The following is a 15,708-nucleotide window of genomic DNA, read 5'->3' on the forward strand; positions in this document are numbered from 1 at the left end:
AATCAACCGAGATTCCCTGAGTAGCGGCGAGCGAAAGGGGATTAGCCCTTAAGCTCTTTATGTTTTAGTGGAAGGTTCTGGAAAGTACCGCGATACAGGGTGATAGCCCCGTACACGAAAAGGCATTTAGAGTGAAATCGAGTAGGTCGGGACACGTGTTATCTTGACTGAATATGGGGGGACCATCCTCCAAGGCTAAATACTCCCAGCTGACCGATAGTGAACCAGTACCGTGAGGGAAAGGCGAAAAGAACCCCGGAGAGGGGAGTGAAATAGAACCTGAAACCGTATACGTACAAGCAGTAGGAGCCCTTCGGGGTGACTGCGTACCTTTTGTATAATGGGTCAGCGACTTATTGTCTGTAGCAAGGTTAACCGCTTAGGGGAGCCGTAGAGAAATCGAGTCTTAATAGGGCGTTTAGTTGCAGGCAATAGACCCGAAACCCGGCGATCTATCCATGGGCAGGTTGAAGGTTGAGTAACATCAACTGGAGGACCGAACCCACTAATGTTGAAAAATTAGGGGATGACCTGTGGATCGGAGTGAAAGGCTAATCAAGCCGGGAGATAGCTGGTTCTCCTCGAAAGCTATTTAGGTAGCGCCTCGCGTCTCACCCTCGGGGGTAGAGCACTGTTTGGGCTAGGGGGTCATCCCGACTTACCAACCCCATGCAAACTCCGAATACCGAGGAGTGCAATCGCGGGAGACACACGGCGGGTGCTAACGTCCGTCGTGGAAAGGGAAACAACCCAGACCGCCAGCTAAGGTCCCAAATATCAGTTAAGTGGGAAACGATGTGGGAAGGCCCAGACAGCTAGGAGGTTGGCTTAGAAGCAGCCATCCTTTAAAGAAAGCGTAATAGCTCACTAGTCGAGTCGGCCTGCGCGGAAGATATACCGGGGCTCAAACTGATAACCGAAGCTGCGGATGCTCTTAGGAGCATGGTAGAGGAGCGTTGTGTAAGCCGTTGAAGGTGGATCGGGAGGTCTGCTGGAGGTATCACAAGTGCGAATGCTGACATGAGTAACGATAAGGGAGGTGAAAAACCTCCCCGCCGGAAGACCAAGGGTTCCTGTCCAACGCTAATCGGGACAGGGTTAGTCGACCCCTAAGGCGAGGGCGAAAGCCGTAGTCGATGGGAAACAGGTTAATATTCCTGTACTCGCTATTACTGCGACGGAGTGACGGAGAAGGCTAGGCCAGCATGGCGATTGGTTGTCCATGTTTAAGGTTGTAGGCTGGGGACTTAGGCAAATCCGGGTCCCTAAGGCTGAGAACTGATGACGAAGCCCACTTAGTGGGTGAAGTGGTTGATGCCCTGCTTCCAGGAAAAACTTCTAAGCTTCAGGTAATAGTGAATCGTACTCTAAACCGACACAGGTGGTCAGGTAGAGAATACCAAGGCGCTTGAGAGAACTCTGGTGAAGGAACTAGGCAAAATGGTACCGTAACTTCGGGAGAAGGTACGCCGGTTTTGGTGATGGGACTTGCTCCCTAAGCTGAGGCCGGTCGAAGTGACCAGGTGGCTGCGACTGTTTATTAAAAACATAGCACTCTGCAAACTCGTAAGAGGACGTATAGGGTGTGACGCCTGCCCGGTGCCGGAAGGTTAATTGATGGGGTTAGCTTCGGCGAAGCTCTTGATCGAAGCCCCGGTAAACGGCGGCCGTAACTATAACGGTCCTAAGGTAGCGAAATTCCTTGTCGGGTAAGTTCCGACCTGCACGAATGGCGTAACGATGGCCACGCTGTCTCCACCAGAGACTCAGTGAAATTGAAATCGCTGTTAAGATGCAGTGTACCCGCGGCTAGACGGAAAGACCCCGTGAACCTTTACTACAGCTTTGCACTGAACTTTGAGCCTATTTGTGTAGGATAGGTGGGAGGCTTTGAAGCAGCGACGCTAGTTGTTGTGGAGCCGTCCTTGAAATACCACCCTGGTATGTTTGAGGTTCTAACTCTGGTCCGTTATCCGGATCGAGGACAGTGTATGGTGGGTAGTTTGACTGGGGCGGTCTCCTCCCAAAGAGTAACGGAGGAGTACGAAGGTGCACTCAGCATGGTCGGAAATCATGCAATGAGCATAATGGTATAAGTGCGCTTGACTGCGAGACAGACATGTCGAGCAGGTACGAAAGTAGGTCATAGTGATCCGGTGGTTCTGTATGGAAGGGCCATCGCTCAACGGATAAAAGGTACTCCGGGGATAACAGGCTGATACCGCCCAAGAGTTCACATCGACGGCGGTGTTTGGCACCTCGATGTCGGCTCATCACATCCTGGGGCTGAAGCCGGTCCCAAGGGTATGGCTGTTCGCCATTTAAAGTGGTACGCGAGCTGGGTTTAGAACGTCGTGAGACAGTTCGGTCCCTATCTGCCGTGGGCGTTGGAGATTTGAGAAGAGTTGCTCCTAGTACGAGAGGACCGGAGTGAACGAACCTCTGGTGTTCCGGTTGTCACGCCAGTGGCATTGCCGGGTAGCTATGTTCGGACGGGATAACCGCTGAAAGCATCTAAGCGGGAAGCCTCCTTCAAGATAAGATCTCCCTGAGGCCTTGAGCCTCCTGAAGGGCCGTGGAAGACTACCACGTTGATAGGCTGGGTGTGGAAGCGTTGTGAGGCGTTGAGCTAACCAGTACTAATTGCCCGTGCGGCTTGACCATACAACAGAGATGGTTACTAACGACTAGCTAAGCTAGCGGATTGTGAGTTAGAGACATACGATCGCTTGCGGTGTATTACTACAGATTGTTTTGCCGACTTATTTGGGGTTATCGCCGGTCAATAACATGACCGAGGCAAACAGCGATAACGCGGCAGGCCAAGCACTTTGCTTATAAGACCAACGCCAACCCAAGCCAGTTTGCCTGACGACAATAGAGTTGTGGAACCACCTGATCCCTTGCCGAACTCAGAAGTGAAACGCAACATCGCCGATGGTAGTGTGGGGCTTCCCCATGTGAGAGTAGGTCATCGTCAGGCTTCTAATCCGAAAAGGGCCACCCAATAGGGTGGCCCTTTTTTTATGACTGAAAAATATTTTAAAGAAGCAAAAAACAAAAAAACTAAGAAAGGGAAGGAAGAAAGGGGAAGCAGAAAGTACTTAGTAGAAATTAAAAATCACTTGAAAACTTTAGTGCTCAGCTTCTATTTAAAAAGTCAGTTAGTAAATAAAAAATAAAACCTAAGATTACCTGAGCACCTTAAAAGGCCTATAAAAATAGGCCTTTACCTACCTCCGTAGCAAACGCCTTTGCACTCACACAAAAAAAATAATCCAACAAAAATAACCCTCGTAAAAACTAGAAAAGTACCCATACCACTCCCGCCAAAAATTAAAATTAGCCGGTAAAAATATCGGTGATTTTTTAGTCTCTGCAGTAATCCCCTGTAACCACGGGGCCTGTAGCCCGTTTATTAAAGTTATGCACAACTCTATCCAGACTTTCTGTTAGTAACGTTCTGGTCTTACTTTTAGTGGATAACCTGACACTTTTTTCGTTGGTTTTTTAATCGAATTATTTCATTGCACGAAATTAAAGGCTTCCAGACCTCTATCCAAAAGTTATGCACAGCACTATCCAAGAATTCTGTTAGTAACATCCCTGTAATGAAGAAAATATCTAAAGAGTTCTATTTTTACGATCTATTATCCAGTGTTGCAGTGGATAACCAGGACTGACTTTTCAGTTCTAAAAAGCTCGCTGGGGTGTGCTGTTAAGGAAGCATTCTATTAGCGACAAATTCCTCCGAGAGGCTTCCTAATGAGAGTTCTACTTTTAATTTCCATGTCATTAGTACTTTTAGCTACTGGATCGCTAGGAGCGCAGACGTTGGTAGTAGGAAATAAATATGAAGGCACGGTGAGTTTTATTGACCTGGCTTCCGGCCAAGAGGTTAAGAAGCCCGAAACTGGAGGTTCGCCCCATGAATTAATAGTGTCGCCGGATAAATCTAAAGTAGTGGTAGTTTCTTACCTTGAAGATGGGTACGTGGGAGAAGAGCTGAATGTATTCGATATCGCGAGCGGTAAGCGCCTGAAAAGAATTGATATCAGTCCACACAAAGGCCCTCACGGCATCGCTTGGCTGGGCGACAGCAATAATGTGATTGTTACGACAGAAGAAACCAGCGATGTGATAAAGGTGGATGTGACTGAAGGAAAAGTACTGGGCGTTGCCCGTACTGATCAGGTAGGTAGCCATATGCTTGCACTATCACCTGATCTGAAGACCGCCTACGTTACTAGCCGGGGGTCGGATACGTTCAGTGTAATTGATACAGAAACTATGGAGTTGAAATCTACAATACCGGCTGGGGATGGGCCGGAGGCGGTGTGGGTAAGCCCCGATAATAGCGAGCTATGGATAGGAAATAATCAGTCAGAAAATATCTTTATTTTCGATACTGAAACGTTAAAGCAAAAAGAAACGATAGATGTTGGTTTTCTGCCTATCCGAATCAGGTTTCACCCTGATGGCGAAGTGGTAGCTGTAGCAGACTTAAATGGTAATCGTATACTCGTGTATGACGCCAAGACCCGTAAACAGTTACATGAGATTGATGTCGGCAGCGCAGGGGCCAGACAGCCAGCATCGCTATTTTTCTCTCCGGACGGAAAGTTTTTGTTTGCCGGTTCTCAGAGAGACGGAAAAGTTGTTGAAATAGATACCGCAACTTGGAAAGTTAAGCGTATATTTAATGCGGGACAAGGGTCAGATGGTATTGAGTGGAGCCCAGTAAGTATTCAGCAATAAATATTCCTGTACTCCACAGTTAAAATAATGAATCAGGTAGGAACTGTGTAGATTTTTAAGTCCTGAAATATTCCATCAATCGAATAATAATTTGGAATAGTTTCACTATGCACTCCACCTACGCGTTCTGCTACGGCTATGCTGGCACTGTTTTCAGATAAGCAGTGAATTTTCAACGCTTGAATATCGTGCAGATCTTTCAAGTAGCTAGATATTTTATTTATGATTCGAGTCACGATTCCATTGCCATGGCAGCTTTTACATAACCAATATCCTATTTCTGCATTTTGCTTTTTAAGGTTAACTTCCTTGATACCAAAGATTCCGACTACCTTGTCTGAATAGTGGATCTTGTACCAGGATGCTCCGAAACTATTGCTGAATACTCTGTCGGCAATATATTTTTTTGTGGTTGGGAGGTCGACAACAAGCTTTGCCCAATAGAGATATTTCTCTAGCAGTGGTCTGTTATTTTCAATTAAGGTAAAGATGATTTCTGTGTCACTATCCAAAAGTGGATCGAGTTTGATATCATTGTTTACTACAATAGGCTTTTTAGTCATCCTTTTGCCTCTCCATTTTTAGCGATATTTTTTAGTCGTTAGCAACCTAACCAACTGGTAGAGTTTTCCTGATTAGGTGAAATAACAGAAAGAGCCTGTGGAAGGTCTCTAGGTTTCCAGCATAAAAGTTACCGGGCCGTCATTGACTAGTGAAACCTGCATATCCGCTGCAAATATTCCAGTGGCCACTGGCGTAAATTGGGCTTTGGAACTTTTAACGAAATAGTTGTAGAGCTCCTCCGCGTATTCTGGTGATGCGCCGCGACTAAAGCTCGGGCGTAAACCTCTATCAGTTTCGGCAACTAGTGTGAACTGACTGACAATCAGGAGCCCACCTCCCGCCTTTTGGAGGTTGAGATTCATACGCCCTTTATCATCGGGAAAAATACGGTAATTCAGGACTTTGTGCAGCAGCTTATCTGCACTATTAATAGTGTCCTGGGCTTCGATACCTAGCAGCAGGAGGATACCTTTATCTATGGCCCCAACGGCCTCTCCCGCTACATTAACCTGGGCATGGCTTACTCTTTGGATCAATCCTTTCATCTCACTTCTCTCTGCTGCTCTGGAACCGATCGTCTAAATCGCCTAGATTAGCGGACTGTTCCCAGTAGAGAAACCGAGAATAACGGTATGAAGAGACAGCTAGTGGCACTGGTTGCCGGTGCACTTGCTGCGGTGAGTGTTCACGCAGCTGATAGCTATCCGGATAGTAAGCCGGGTACTCAAATTGATGAATATTTTGGTCAAAAGGTGGCTGACCCCTATCGCTGGATGGAAAAAATGTCCAGTGATGAGGTAAAGAGTTGGGTGGCCAAACAGAATGACCATTCATTACCGCGTTTGAAAGGCCTCCCCGGGTGGCAGAAAATCAATGACCGGCTTGCAGAACTATGGCGCTACGAGCGCTACGGTGTTCCGTACAAGAAGGGCGATAGCTATTACTACAGCTACAACACCGGTGATTGGGATCAGAATGTTTTCTATAAGGCCTCTAGCCTGTCTGCTGACGGCGATACGGCCTTAGACCCACGTACCCTAAGTGAAGATGGCACTATTGCTGCCAAGCGCCTCAAAGTCAGTCCAAAGGGCCGCTATCTGGCTTACGGTATCTCGGATGGTGGGACCGACTGGACCGACTATCGTATTCGCGATCTAAAGACAGGCAAGGACCTGAAGGAGCAACTGACCGGTATCAAGTTTAGTGATGCCAGTTGGGCGCCGGATGAGTCTGGTTTTTACTATAGCCGCTACCCGTTTAACAGAGATGGCACGGCGGATGATAGCAAACAGGTAGCCGTCTATTTTCACCGACTGGGAGATGCCCAGGAGAGTGATCAGCTGATTTATGAAATTACTGACCATCCCACTCGCAACCCCGGAGCGATAGTGAGTAACGATGGTAACTATCTAATCTTTGATATTTTTGATGGATATGACTCGAACGGCTTTTACTATCGCGATTTACGCGATGAAAGCGGTAAGGTAATTAAGCTTCTGGATGACTGGGATGGCCTGTACCAGTATCTCGGTAATAAAGGGAGCACCTTATACTTTAAGGCTAATGTGGGGGCGCCGTTGGGCCGTGTAATCGCTATTGATCTGGATAAGCCACAACGCAAACACTGGCGCGATCTGGTACCGGAGACGACTAGTGCCCTGCAGAGTGCCAGTTATATCGGCGATCGCTTTGTGCTTCACTATCTGGAGGATGCGAAATCGCGAGTGCTGGTGACCGATACTAATGGTAAGAAACAGTACGAGCTGAAGCTGCCGGGAGTGGGTTCAGTGAAGGGGTTTTATGGTGAGCCGAATGAAGTCGAGACCTTCTACGCTTTCTCTAATTTTATTACCCCGCCGAGTATCTACCACCTGAATGTACAGACTGGTGAAACCAAGCTGTTCAAGCAGCCAAAATATGCAGCAGACTTTTCCGATCTGACTGTGAGTCAGCATTTCTATAAGAGTAAGGATGGTACCCGGGTGCCCCTATTTCTCGTGTATAAGAAGGGAATGAAGCGAGATGGCTCCAACCCCACGCTGCTTTATGGATATGGTGGTTTTAACTCAGCTCAGTTACCGCGCTTCTACAACCGCTTTGTCGGTTGGTTGGATATGGGCGGCACCCTGGCACTGGCCAACTTGCGCGGTGGTAGCGAGTACGGCAATGCTTGGCACCAGGCGGGTACAAAGAAGCAAAAGCAAAATGTCTTCGATGATTTTATCGCTGCAGCTGAGTGGCTGATCGAGGAGAAAGTGACTTCTCCTGAAAAGCTTGCTATCAGTGGTCGCTCCAATGGTGGGCTATTGGCGGGGGCAACGCTGGTACAACGACCGGATTTGTTTGCGGCGGCATTACCGGTAGTCGGTGTCCTGGATATGCTGCGATATCATACCGCTTCCGCTAATGCCCGGCAGTGGTCGAGCGATTATGGGCTTAGTGAAAATCGCGATGAGTTCAAAGCGCTGCATGCCTATTCTCCGGTCCACAACACTCGTGAGGGCACCTGCTATCCGGCCACGCTGATCACCACTGCCGATCACGATGATCGAGTGGTTCCCTGGCACAGCTACAAATTTGCGGCAGCCCTACAAAAAGATCAGGGCTGTGACAAACCAGTCTGGCTTGCCGTGGAGACTCGGGCTGGGCACGGTGCAGGCAAGCCGGTATGGATGCAGGTGGAAGACTTCGCCAATCAGTGGAGCTTCCTTGCCTACCAGCTGGGCATGAAAATCGAGTAGCCTTTCCAACTAACCCAATAAAAGTAATAGCGGGATTAATCAATAAAACTCCCGGTAGGACGATTGCAAAGGGGTTTAGTTTTGGGGCGGTGTCACTAATGACGTTAGTGTGCCGCCCACTCTGTCGGAGTGGTCGTATCACCAACCGGTCTGCCCTTCCGGGAGGAGGTGGCTTCGATAGAGCTAATCACTGGGTATGAATAACGATAACAACTCATCCGGTGGATTTATGAAACATGCATTTGTAACCGGGGGAACCGGTTTTCTCGGCGCTAATTTGGTAGAGCAATTGGTTGGTGATGGATGGAAAGTTACCGCTATGCATCGGCGCACCTCCAATACCGATATGTTACGCTCTTTGGGCGTCAACCTGGTTGAAGCCTCTCTGAATGATCCTCAGTCCCTTCAAGCTGCAATCCCAGATAACGTCGATGCGCTTTTCCATATGGCGGCTAATACCAGTATGTGGCGCGGCGGTAATGCCCAGCAATGGAAAGATAATGTTGAGGGGGCAGCGAATATTGCCAAAGTTGCCAGGGAGAAAAATGTAGGGCGTATGGTGGTGACCAGCTCAATTTCTGCTTATGGCTACCATAAGGAAAGAATTACTGAAGAAAGTGATAAGCTGGCAGATGATCCTCACCATCACTATCTTTACACGAAAAAAAGAGAGGAAATTGCCGTTCGCAAAGAAATTGAGCAGGGCCTGGATGCGGTATTTCTTAACCCTTGCGCAATTGTGGGTAAATACGATACCACCAGTTGGGCGCAGACCTTTTTTCTGATTGATAAAAATCAATTACCAGGTGTTCCACCGGGCTGGGGTTCTTTTTGCCATGCCGGTGCAGTAGCACGAGCCCATATCGATGCGGTTGAAAAGGGGCGGTGTGGTGAAAATTATATCTTGGCCGGAACGGATGCCAGTTTTTTAGAATTCTTTGGAAAGATCGCTGAGTTATTGCATAAACCTGTACCAAAACGCACCACACCGGCATTCCTAATTCAATCTATCGCCTGGTTTTCCGATCTCTGGTCTCGTGTGAGTGGGCAAGAGCCGGTTATTACTCCTGAAAAGGCCACGTTGGTAACGCGGAGAGTCGTTGCTAGTAGTGCTAAGGCTGAACGTGAACTCGGTTATCAATCGGGGGTGGCTTTGGATACTATGTTATGCGAATGTCGCGATTGGTTAGTACAGAACAATTTGTTGGAGTCGAAGTGAATCGTAATAATATTATTTTTGGGTTAGTTGCCTTGCTTTTGGTTTTACAGCTTATTCAGTATTACTTTTTCTCTGGCGCAAGCTAGTCATAAAAAGGAAGTAATGATGGCGGAAAAGCGCTGTGACTGGTGCCTGTCTACACCACTTTATCAAAGTTACCACGATGAGGAGTGGGGTAGGCCGGTTACCGATGATCAAACCCTGTTTGAGTTTTTGTTGCTGGAGGGGGCCCAGGCGGGCTTATCCTGGATTACAGTGCTCAATAAGCGGGAGAATTACCGTAAACTATTTAATAATTTTGATGCTGAAAAAATTGCTCGCTACACGCCTAAAAAGGTAGAGAAATTACTTCTCAACCCGGGAATTATTCGCAACCGGCTCAAGGTTGAATCGGCCATCAAGAATGCACGGGCAACCCTCGAGTTGCGCGATCGCGGTATATCCTTAAAGGATTTTCTCTGGCAGTTCACCGGTGGAAGAGTGATTGTTAATCGCCCCCGCTCCATGAAGCAGGTGCCGGCCACAACAGCAGAATCTGATGCGATGAGTAAGGCGTTAAAGAAAGCGGGTTTTAGTTTTGTGGGATCAACCATTATGTATGCACATATGCAGGCAACTGGAATGGTCAATGATCACTTGGAAACGTGTCCGGCTCATCAGCGTTGTGTCGATGAGGCGCAGAATTTAGGTTTGGCTTGAATTTAAAATAGGGATTTATTTTCGGGGATCGATGAATATTAATAGCTTGCTCAACGAGTACTGGCCCCAAGTAACAGCATTATCCCTAAAGCTGGCGGCCGCACTACTGGTAGTTTTGGTGACGCTGTTTGTGGCCCATCTTGCTCGCCGAGCGGTTGATCGTCTGCCGGACCGGTTTGATATTACCTTGCGCCCGGTACTGCGCAGTATTTCGAGCTGGGCGGTTTATATTGTTGGCGCACTGCTGGTATTGGATGTCTTTGGTATTAACACTACCAGCTTAATTGCTCTACTCGGCGCTACTGGTGTGGCAGTAGCCTTAGCGTTGAAAGATACCCTGCAAAATATTGCTTCGGGGTTCCTATTGCTGGGATTGCGGCCGTTTCGCGTTGGGGATGTGATTCAGTTCGGTGCCATATTGGGCACTGTTCGCGAGGTAGGGCTGTTTACTACGGAGCTGGATACCACGGATGGGCTGCGTATTACCGCACCCAACAGTGCTATCTGGGGGCAAGTGCTCACCAATTTCAGTCGCAATAAGACTCGCCGTATCGAGATTGTGGCGAGTATTGCCTATGGCGATGACATTGATCGCGGTCTAACAGTATTACGTCGCTTGGTAGAACAGGAACCCCGTATTCTCGCTGAGCCAGAGCCAAGTTTCGCTGTTAAGGCGCTTGCTGACAGCGCGGTCAATTTACAGTTGCGGGCCTGGGCTGCCAATGATCAGTACTGGGATGTTTACTGGTCCCTGATGCAAAAGCTTAAGCCTGCAATGGAGGCAGAAGGCTTGACGGTACCCTTTCCCCAACGAGAGCTTCATATCGTGGATCGGGCTGCCACTATGCGTTAGCCCATTACTGCAGGGTCATTCGTGACAATATCCTGCTCCAGGTATTGGGTCCACCTAGTCCAAAATCTCCGATTTGTCTCAACTCAACGCAAACATATAGCGTTCTGAGGGGCATTAATCGACACCTCACCGAATTCGTGTCAAAGTTAGCGGCGTTTTTTTGTACAACTTTTGATCGAGATAGGAAGATGCCGATAAAGCTGAACAACCCACTGATCCCCAGTCTGCTGGCTGTCGCTATCCTTGCGGGCTGTCAGGGTGACAAGAGTGCCCAGACTGGAGCAAATGCAGATAAGCCCCAAAATGCGGTTGCCGAGGCCTCAGTTACTGTAGATGCGGTTGCGGAAACCAAGCGCCTGACTGAGTGGCTGGATGAGCGTTATGAGGAACAGCTGCAGTTCAGCCCGATTCAGCTGTCCTACCTGGGTCGCAAAGACCACTACGACCAAATTGACGATATGAGTGAGGCCGCAGAGGCTCGCCGCCTGGTTTGGCAAGAGAAAAGTGTTGAAGATCTCAAGAAGAATTTCGACTACAGCAAGCTGACCCAGGAAGGAAAAACGTCCTACGATATCTGGATTTATCAGTTTGAACAGGCCAAGGCCGCTGCGCCGTTTATCCGTCACGGCTACATCTTTGAGCAGATGGGAGGTGCACAATCGCAGTTGCCCAACTTCCTGCTGAACTTCCACAAGGTCGACAACGTTGAAGATATGCAGGCGTATATCACCCGTATCGGTGGTATCTCCCGCGCGATCAACCAGCTGCTTGACCGCGCCAAGCTGTCGTCCAAAGAAGGTATCCGCCCCCCGCGCTTTGCCTATGAAGGTGCGATTGATCAGTCCAGTAAATTGATTGAAGGCGCGCCGTTTACCGATGGTGAAGACGCACCTCTGTGGGCCGGTGCCAAAGGAAAGATCGCTGAGCTGCTCGAAGCCGGTACTATTGATCAGAAGCAGGCAGACAAGCTGACCGCGGAAGCGCGCAAGGCATTAGAGACTGAGTTCTTCCCCGCATATCAAGGGCTGGTTACCTGGCTCAAAGCGGATATGCAGAAGGCCTCAGCAGAGCCTCAAGGTGCTAGTAGCTTGCCCAATGGTATGGCTTACTACAATCAACGCCTGGCCAACACCACAACTACGGATCTGACTGCCGACCAGATCCACAATATCGGCCTGGAAGAAGTGGCGCGTATCCGTGGTGAGATGGAAACTATCAAGAAGCAGGTTGGTTTCGAAGGTAGCCTGCAGGACTTCTTCAAGTTTATTCGCGAAGATGGCCAATTCTACTACCCGAATACCGATGAAGGTCGCCAGGGCTACCTGGATGACTCAACTGCCTTCCTGGACAACATTACCAAGAAATTGCCGGAATACTTTGGCCTTCTGCCGAAAGCTGAGTTGGTAGTAAAGCGGGTTGAGTCTTTCCGCGAACAGGATGGCGGTGCCCAGCATTACTACCCCGGCACTCCCGACGGTTCCCGCCCGGGTATTTACTATGCGCACCTGTCCGATATGAGTGCCTATTCCACGACTGATATGGAAACTGTGGCCTACCACGAAGGCAACCCCGGTCACCATATGCAGATCTCAATTGCTCAGGAATTGGAAGGTATCCCGCAGTTCCGCACTCAAGCTCACTTTACTGTCTATGTAGAGGGCTGGGCGCTGTACTCTGAGAAGCTTGCTAAAGAAATGGGGGCCTTCGAAGATCCCTATAACCTGTTTGGCCACCTGACGGCTGAAATGTGGCGAGCCATTCGCCTTGTTGTTGATACCGGCCTGCATGCCAAAGGCTGGAGTGAAGAGCAAGCGGTGGAGTACTTCCTGCAAAACTCCGCAATCCCCGAGACTGCAGTTCGTTCCGAAGTACGTCGTTACCTGGCGTGGCCGGGCCAGGCGACCGCTTACAAGATCGGTATGCTGAAGATTCAGGAGCTGCGCAAGCAGGCTGAAGATCAGTTGGGTGATAAATTCGATATTCGCGGATTCCACGATACCGTGCTGGGTGGCGGTGCTTTGCCAGTGCCCGTATTGGAGAGCCGCGTAGCCTCTTGGGTGGAATCAGTGAAGCAATCATAAGCTTCTTAGCTGACTCTTTTAAAAAGCCGGGCATAGCCCGGCTTTTTTATTGGGCGTATTTCTGTGAATATCGTCTGTGTATAGAGGAAAGCTGGTTTTCCCTAAAATTCTTATTTATGGAAAAGTCCCAATGGATTCAAATATTTACTCTGCCCCAGAGGCTGAATTAGATACTGTTTCAGAGGATGAAGCGCAGTTTTATATAGTTTCACCAACCAAGTTCTGGGTAATGAGCTTAGGTACAGTGGGTATCTATTCAGTTTATTGGTTTTACCGTCATTGGGCAGAATATCAGCATGCTAGTGGAGAGAATATGTGGCCGGTTATGCGGGCAATATTCTCTATCTTTTTTACTCATTCCCTTTTTTCCAGGATTCAAAGCCGTATCGAGATTGATAAGGTGGATTACCGCTGGGTGCCGGCACTTTGGGCTACGTTATATGTAGTTTTTGCGATTGCCGGGGCTATTGTCGACAGGATTTCCTATTACTCCGATGTAATTTCATTGATCGATATAGTAAGCATACTTCTCTTACCCTTTACATTGTGGCCACTTTATGAGGGACAGAAAGCTGCCAATATGGTTAATGGAGATATTTCAGGACAGGCTAACTCGAGATTTACTCCCTGGAATTTTGTTTGGTTGGCTGTAGGGGCTGTATTTTGGGGAGTGGGTATTTTTGGGGCTTATTATCTGCTAGGCAATGTATAAGAGAGGAGTATCTATGAGACGTTCAGGATTTATTATCGTCGCTCTGCTATTACAACTGTTTCCTTCCGCTTTATGGGCGGAGCCAACACCCACTGAAATTACTGTGCGCGCCAAGGCCATGGATGCCAAGTTTATTGGCTCCTCCATCGGTGGTGCCATGGTTATTATTCGCGATGCAGATTCTGGGGCGATTCTTGCCAAGGGGCTTACCCAAGGGAGCACCGGTGACACCACCAGAATTATGAAAACGCCCCGAGAGCGGTTCCAATCTATCGCCGATGGCGCTGCGCATTTTACCGCTACACTGAATATCAGTGAGCCGGTGTTTCTGACGGTGGAAGTTCTTGCGCCGTATATCAAAAAGCAGGCCCGAGTGGTGGCGCAGACACAGACTTGGTTGGTTCCGGGCAAGTCTATTTCTGGTGATGGGCTGATTGTGGAAATTCCGGGAATGTTGGTAGATTTACTCAGCCCACAGACCCATCTCTATACAGGTGTGGACCAGAGTCCCTTTAAGATTCGCGCTAATGTGGTAATGATGTGCGGATGTTCACTTACTGATGGTGGGCTTTGGGACGGCAGTAAGATAGAAGTTGTGGCATTGGTTAAAAGAGATGGCAAATCATTTGCTCGAGTGCCGCTAGAGATACAGGAGACTATGAACACCTTTAGTGCGCCCTTTGCGACAGACTTGCCAGGTGTTTATGAAATTGTGCTATATGCCTATGATCCCAAGACTGGAAATACCGGTGTGGATCGGGGGAGCTTCATTGTGCGCTAGGCAAGTGCGGCAAGCCGTCTGAGATATGGATTCCTATGGATATTCGGCAGGCTATAAAGAGTGACCTCGAAGGCATGTGGAGCCTCTTTAGTGTTGTGCGAAACAGAGGGGATCTGCCTTTCTCGCATAAGATCAGTCGAGAAGTGTTTTCTGCTCAATGGCTTAATGACGACTTACAGACTTATGTTACCGAAGAGTTACCTCACCTGCTGGGGGTGTATAAATTAGGGGTTAATTTCCCTGGTATTCATAGCCATGTCGCGACAGCCAACTTTCTCGTGCACACGGATGTGCGCGATCGCGGTGTAGATCGTGCACTGGTCCAGCATGCAATCGCCAGGGCCCAGGACGCCGGCTATTTGGAAATGCAGTTCAACTACGTTCCCAGCGATAATGAGCCCGCAATTACCCTTTATACAGAGCTGGGCTTCACTATTATCAAAACGCTAGATAGAGCATTTACCGATCCTTTGGGAAGGTTGCAAGATGCTTATGTTATGCAGCGGTTTTTACAGTAGTTCGCTTGGTTATGGACCGGCAAAACCCAAAACACCAACAGGAAAGCCGGGAAGCGCTAATTGAGGAGCATCGACCGGAGCGTATTGAGGCGCGCTTGCGAAGTCGTCCACAGTCACAGTGGCTCTCTGATTTTGTTTTGGGAGCGATAGATGGCTGCGTAACTACCTTTGCCATTGTTGCGGGCGCTTTTGGTGCAGGCTTCTCCGAAGCGGTTGTGCTTGTGATGGGCTTTGCCAATCTTATCGCTGATGGTTTCAGCATGGCGGTAAGCAATTATGAAGCTGCCAGTGTGGAGCGTGAGCAACGAGCCGCGGCTATGCGTACAGAGCGTCAGCATATTGCTTTAATTCCCGAGGGAGAGCGGGAAGAGATCAGGCAGATTTTCTATCGAAAGGGATTTCGAGGTGAAGTTCTCAATAATATTATTGCCACTATCACCGCGAATCAAAAGCTGTGGATAGAGACAATGCTGGCGGAAGAGTACGGTATAAGCCGCTTAGAGCATAAGCCTCTGGGGGCGGCACTGATAACCTTCGCCGCTTTTTTGTGTGTAGGTGCTATTCCCCTGCTGCCCTACCTTTTCCACAGCCTTAATCCCGCCGAACAATTTTATGCGAGCGCCGTTCTGTCGGTCTGCGCTTTTTTTGCTATTGGCTTGTGCAAAGGACTGGTGTTTTCCCACCACCTGCTGGTGGCGGGCTTAAAAACTCTGTTTTTTGGCAGTAGTGCAGCGGCTCTGGCACTCTCCGTTGGCTATCTACTGCGCCACTTGGTGACTTAA

At 48.8% G+C, this 15,708-nt stretch carries 13 protein-coding genes and 2 rRNA genes (1 of these 15 running past the window's edge); 13 read left to right on the forward strand and 2 right to left on the reverse strand.

The window, feature by feature from the left end:
• The 4 genes from ACJJIZ_RS03600 to ACJJIZ_RS03615 all read left to right on the forward strand — a co-directional run.
• Window positions 1–2,664, forward strand: a 23S ribosomal RNA gene (locus ACJJIZ_RS03600); it begins 218 nt to the left of the window's first position.
• A 203-nt stretch (window positions 2,665–2,867) separates the two neighbouring features.
• A 5S ribosomal RNA gene (rrf, locus tag ACJJIZ_RS03605) occupies window positions 2,868–2,983 on the forward strand.
• 43 nt (window positions 2,984–3,026) lie between these two features.
• On the forward strand, window positions 3,027–3,182 hold the full coding sequence (locus ACJJIZ_RS03610) for a hypothetical protein (protein WP_444915224.1): 156 nt from the start codon (window positions 3,027–3,029) through the stop codon (window positions 3,180–3,182).
• Window positions 3,183–3,765: 583 nt separating this feature from the next.
• Window positions 3,766–4,758, forward strand: coding sequence for a YncE family protein (locus ACJJIZ_RS03615; RefSeq protein ID WP_444915225.1), 993 nt, complete (start codon window positions 3,766–3,768; stop codon window positions 4,756–4,758).
• A 32-nt stretch (window positions 4,759–4,790) separates the two neighbouring features.
• Here ACJJIZ_RS03615 and ACJJIZ_RS03620 read toward each other — a convergent pair whose 3' ends face one another.
• Together ACJJIZ_RS03620 and dtd are read right to left on the reverse strand one after the other, a co-directional pair.
• Complete coding sequence (locus tag ACJJIZ_RS03620; RefSeq protein WP_444915226.1) at window positions 4,791–5,321, reverse strand: GNAT family N-acetyltransferase; 531 nt, start codon at window positions 5,319–5,321, stop codon at window positions 4,791–4,793.
• A gap of 108 nt (window positions 5,322–5,429) precedes the next feature.
• On the reverse strand, window positions 5,430–5,867 hold the full coding sequence (dtd, locus tag ACJJIZ_RS03625) for a D-aminoacyl-tRNA deacylase (RefSeq protein WP_444915227.1): 438 nt from the start codon (window positions 5,865–5,867) through the stop codon (window positions 5,430–5,432).
• Between the two features lie 87 nt (window positions 5,868–5,954).
• Here dtd and ACJJIZ_RS03630 point away from each other — a divergent pair, with 87 nt between their 5' ends.
• The 9 genes from ACJJIZ_RS03630 (at window position 5,955) to ACJJIZ_RS03670 (ending at window position 15,708) form a co-directional block, all read left to right on the forward strand.
• Window positions 5,955–8,063, forward strand: a complete 2,109-nt coding sequence (locus tag ACJJIZ_RS03630) for a prolyl oligopeptidase family serine peptidase (protein WP_444915228.1) — start codon at window positions 5,955–5,957, stop codon at window positions 8,061–8,063.
• A 229-nt stretch (window positions 8,064–8,292) separates the two neighbouring features.
• The gene (locus ACJJIZ_RS03635) at window positions 8,293–9,282 is read left to right on the forward strand and encodes an SDR family oxidoreductase (protein WP_444911749.1); all 990 of its coding nucleotides are present in this window, start codon (window positions 8,293–8,295) and stop codon (window positions 9,280–9,282) included.
• 105 nt (window positions 9,283–9,387) lie between these two features.
• Window positions 9,388–9,981: a DNA-3-methyladenine glycosylase I gene (locus tag ACJJIZ_RS03640; RefSeq protein ID WP_444908394.1), complete on the forward strand. Its 594-nt coding sequence runs from the start codon at window positions 9,388–9,390 to the stop codon at window positions 9,979–9,981.
• Window positions 9,982–10,012: 31 nt separating this feature from the next.
• Window positions 10,013–10,834, forward strand: a complete 822-nt coding sequence (locus tag ACJJIZ_RS03645; protein ID WP_444906932.1) for a mechanosensitive ion channel family protein — start codon at window positions 10,013–10,015, stop codon at window positions 10,832–10,834.
• A 188-nt stretch (window positions 10,835–11,022) separates the two neighbouring features.
• Window positions 11,023–12,915 carry a DUF885 domain-containing protein gene (locus tag ACJJIZ_RS03650; protein ID WP_444915229.1) on the forward strand — a complete coding sequence of 631 codons (1,893 nt, stop codon included), beginning with the start codon at window positions 11,023–11,025 and terminating at the stop codon, window positions 12,913–12,915.
• A gap of 130 nt (window positions 12,916–13,045) precedes the next feature.
• Complete coding sequence (locus tag ACJJIZ_RS03655) at window positions 13,046–13,627, forward strand: hypothetical protein (protein ID WP_444915230.1); 582 nt, start codon at window positions 13,046–13,048, stop codon at window positions 13,625–13,627.
• 13 nt (window positions 13,628–13,640) lie between these two features.
• Window positions 13,641–14,408, forward strand: coding sequence for a hypothetical protein (locus ACJJIZ_RS03660; protein WP_444915231.1), 768 nt, complete (start codon window positions 13,641–13,643; stop codon window positions 14,406–14,408).
• Between the two features lie 35 nt (window positions 14,409–14,443).
• Window positions 14,444–14,926, forward strand: a complete 483-nt coding sequence (locus tag ACJJIZ_RS03665) for a GNAT family N-acetyltransferase (protein WP_444915232.1) — start codon at window positions 14,444–14,446, stop codon at window positions 14,924–14,926.
• A gap of 11 nt (window positions 14,927–14,937) precedes the next feature.
• Window positions 14,938–15,708: a VIT1/CCC1 transporter family protein gene (locus tag ACJJIZ_RS03670; protein ID WP_444915233.1), complete on the forward strand. Its 771-nt coding sequence runs from the start codon at window positions 14,938–14,940 to the stop codon at window positions 15,706–15,708.

The organism is Microbulbifer maximicatervae (SeqCode) (genome assembly GCF_052467225.1).

Coding starts and splice junctions, on each gene's coding strand:
- ACJJIZ_RS03610 (WP_444915224.1), top strand. CDS start 3,027: ATGACTGAAAAATATTTTAAAGAAGCAAAAAACAAAAAAACTAAGAAA.
- ACJJIZ_RS03615 (WP_444915225.1), top strand. CDS start 3,766: ATGAGAGTTCTACTTTTAATTTCCATGTCATTAGTACTTTTAGCTACT.
- ACJJIZ_RS03620 (WP_444915226.1), bottom strand. CDS start 5,321: ATGACTAAAAAGCCTATTGTAGTAAACAATGATATCAAACTCGATCCA.
- dtd (WP_444915227.1), bottom strand. CDS start 5,867: ATGAAAGGATTGATCCAAAGAGTAAGCCATGCCCAGGTTAATGTAGCG.
- ACJJIZ_RS03630 (WP_444915228.1), top strand. CDS start 5,955: ATGAAGAGACAGCTAGTGGCACTGGTTGCCGGTGCACTTGCTGCGGTG.
- ACJJIZ_RS03635 (WP_444911749.1), top strand. CDS start 8,293: ATGAAACATGCATTTGTAACCGGGGGAACCGGTTTTCTCGGCGCTAAT.
- ACJJIZ_RS03640 (WP_444908394.1), top strand. CDS start 9,388: ATGGCGGAAAAGCGCTGTGACTGGTGCCTGTCTACACCACTTTATCAA.
- ACJJIZ_RS03645 (WP_444906932.1), top strand. CDS start 10,013: ATGAATATTAATAGCTTGCTCAACGAGTACTGGCCCCAAGTAACAGCA.
- ACJJIZ_RS03650 (WP_444915229.1), top strand. CDS start 11,023: ATGCCGATAAAGCTGAACAACCCACTGATCCCCAGTCTGCTGGCTGTC.
- ACJJIZ_RS03655 (WP_444915230.1), top strand. CDS start 13,046: ATGGATTCAAATATTTACTCTGCCCCAGAGGCTGAATTAGATACTGTT.
- ACJJIZ_RS03660 (WP_444915231.1), top strand. CDS start 13,641: ATGAGACGTTCAGGATTTATTATCGTCGCTCTGCTATTACAACTGTTT.
- ACJJIZ_RS03665 (WP_444915232.1), top strand. CDS start 14,444: ATGGATATTCGGCAGGCTATAAAGAGTGACCTCGAAGGCATGTGGAGC.
- ACJJIZ_RS03670 (WP_444915233.1), top strand. CDS start 14,938: ATGGACCGGCAAAACCCAAAACACCAACAGGAAAGCCGGGAAGCGCTA.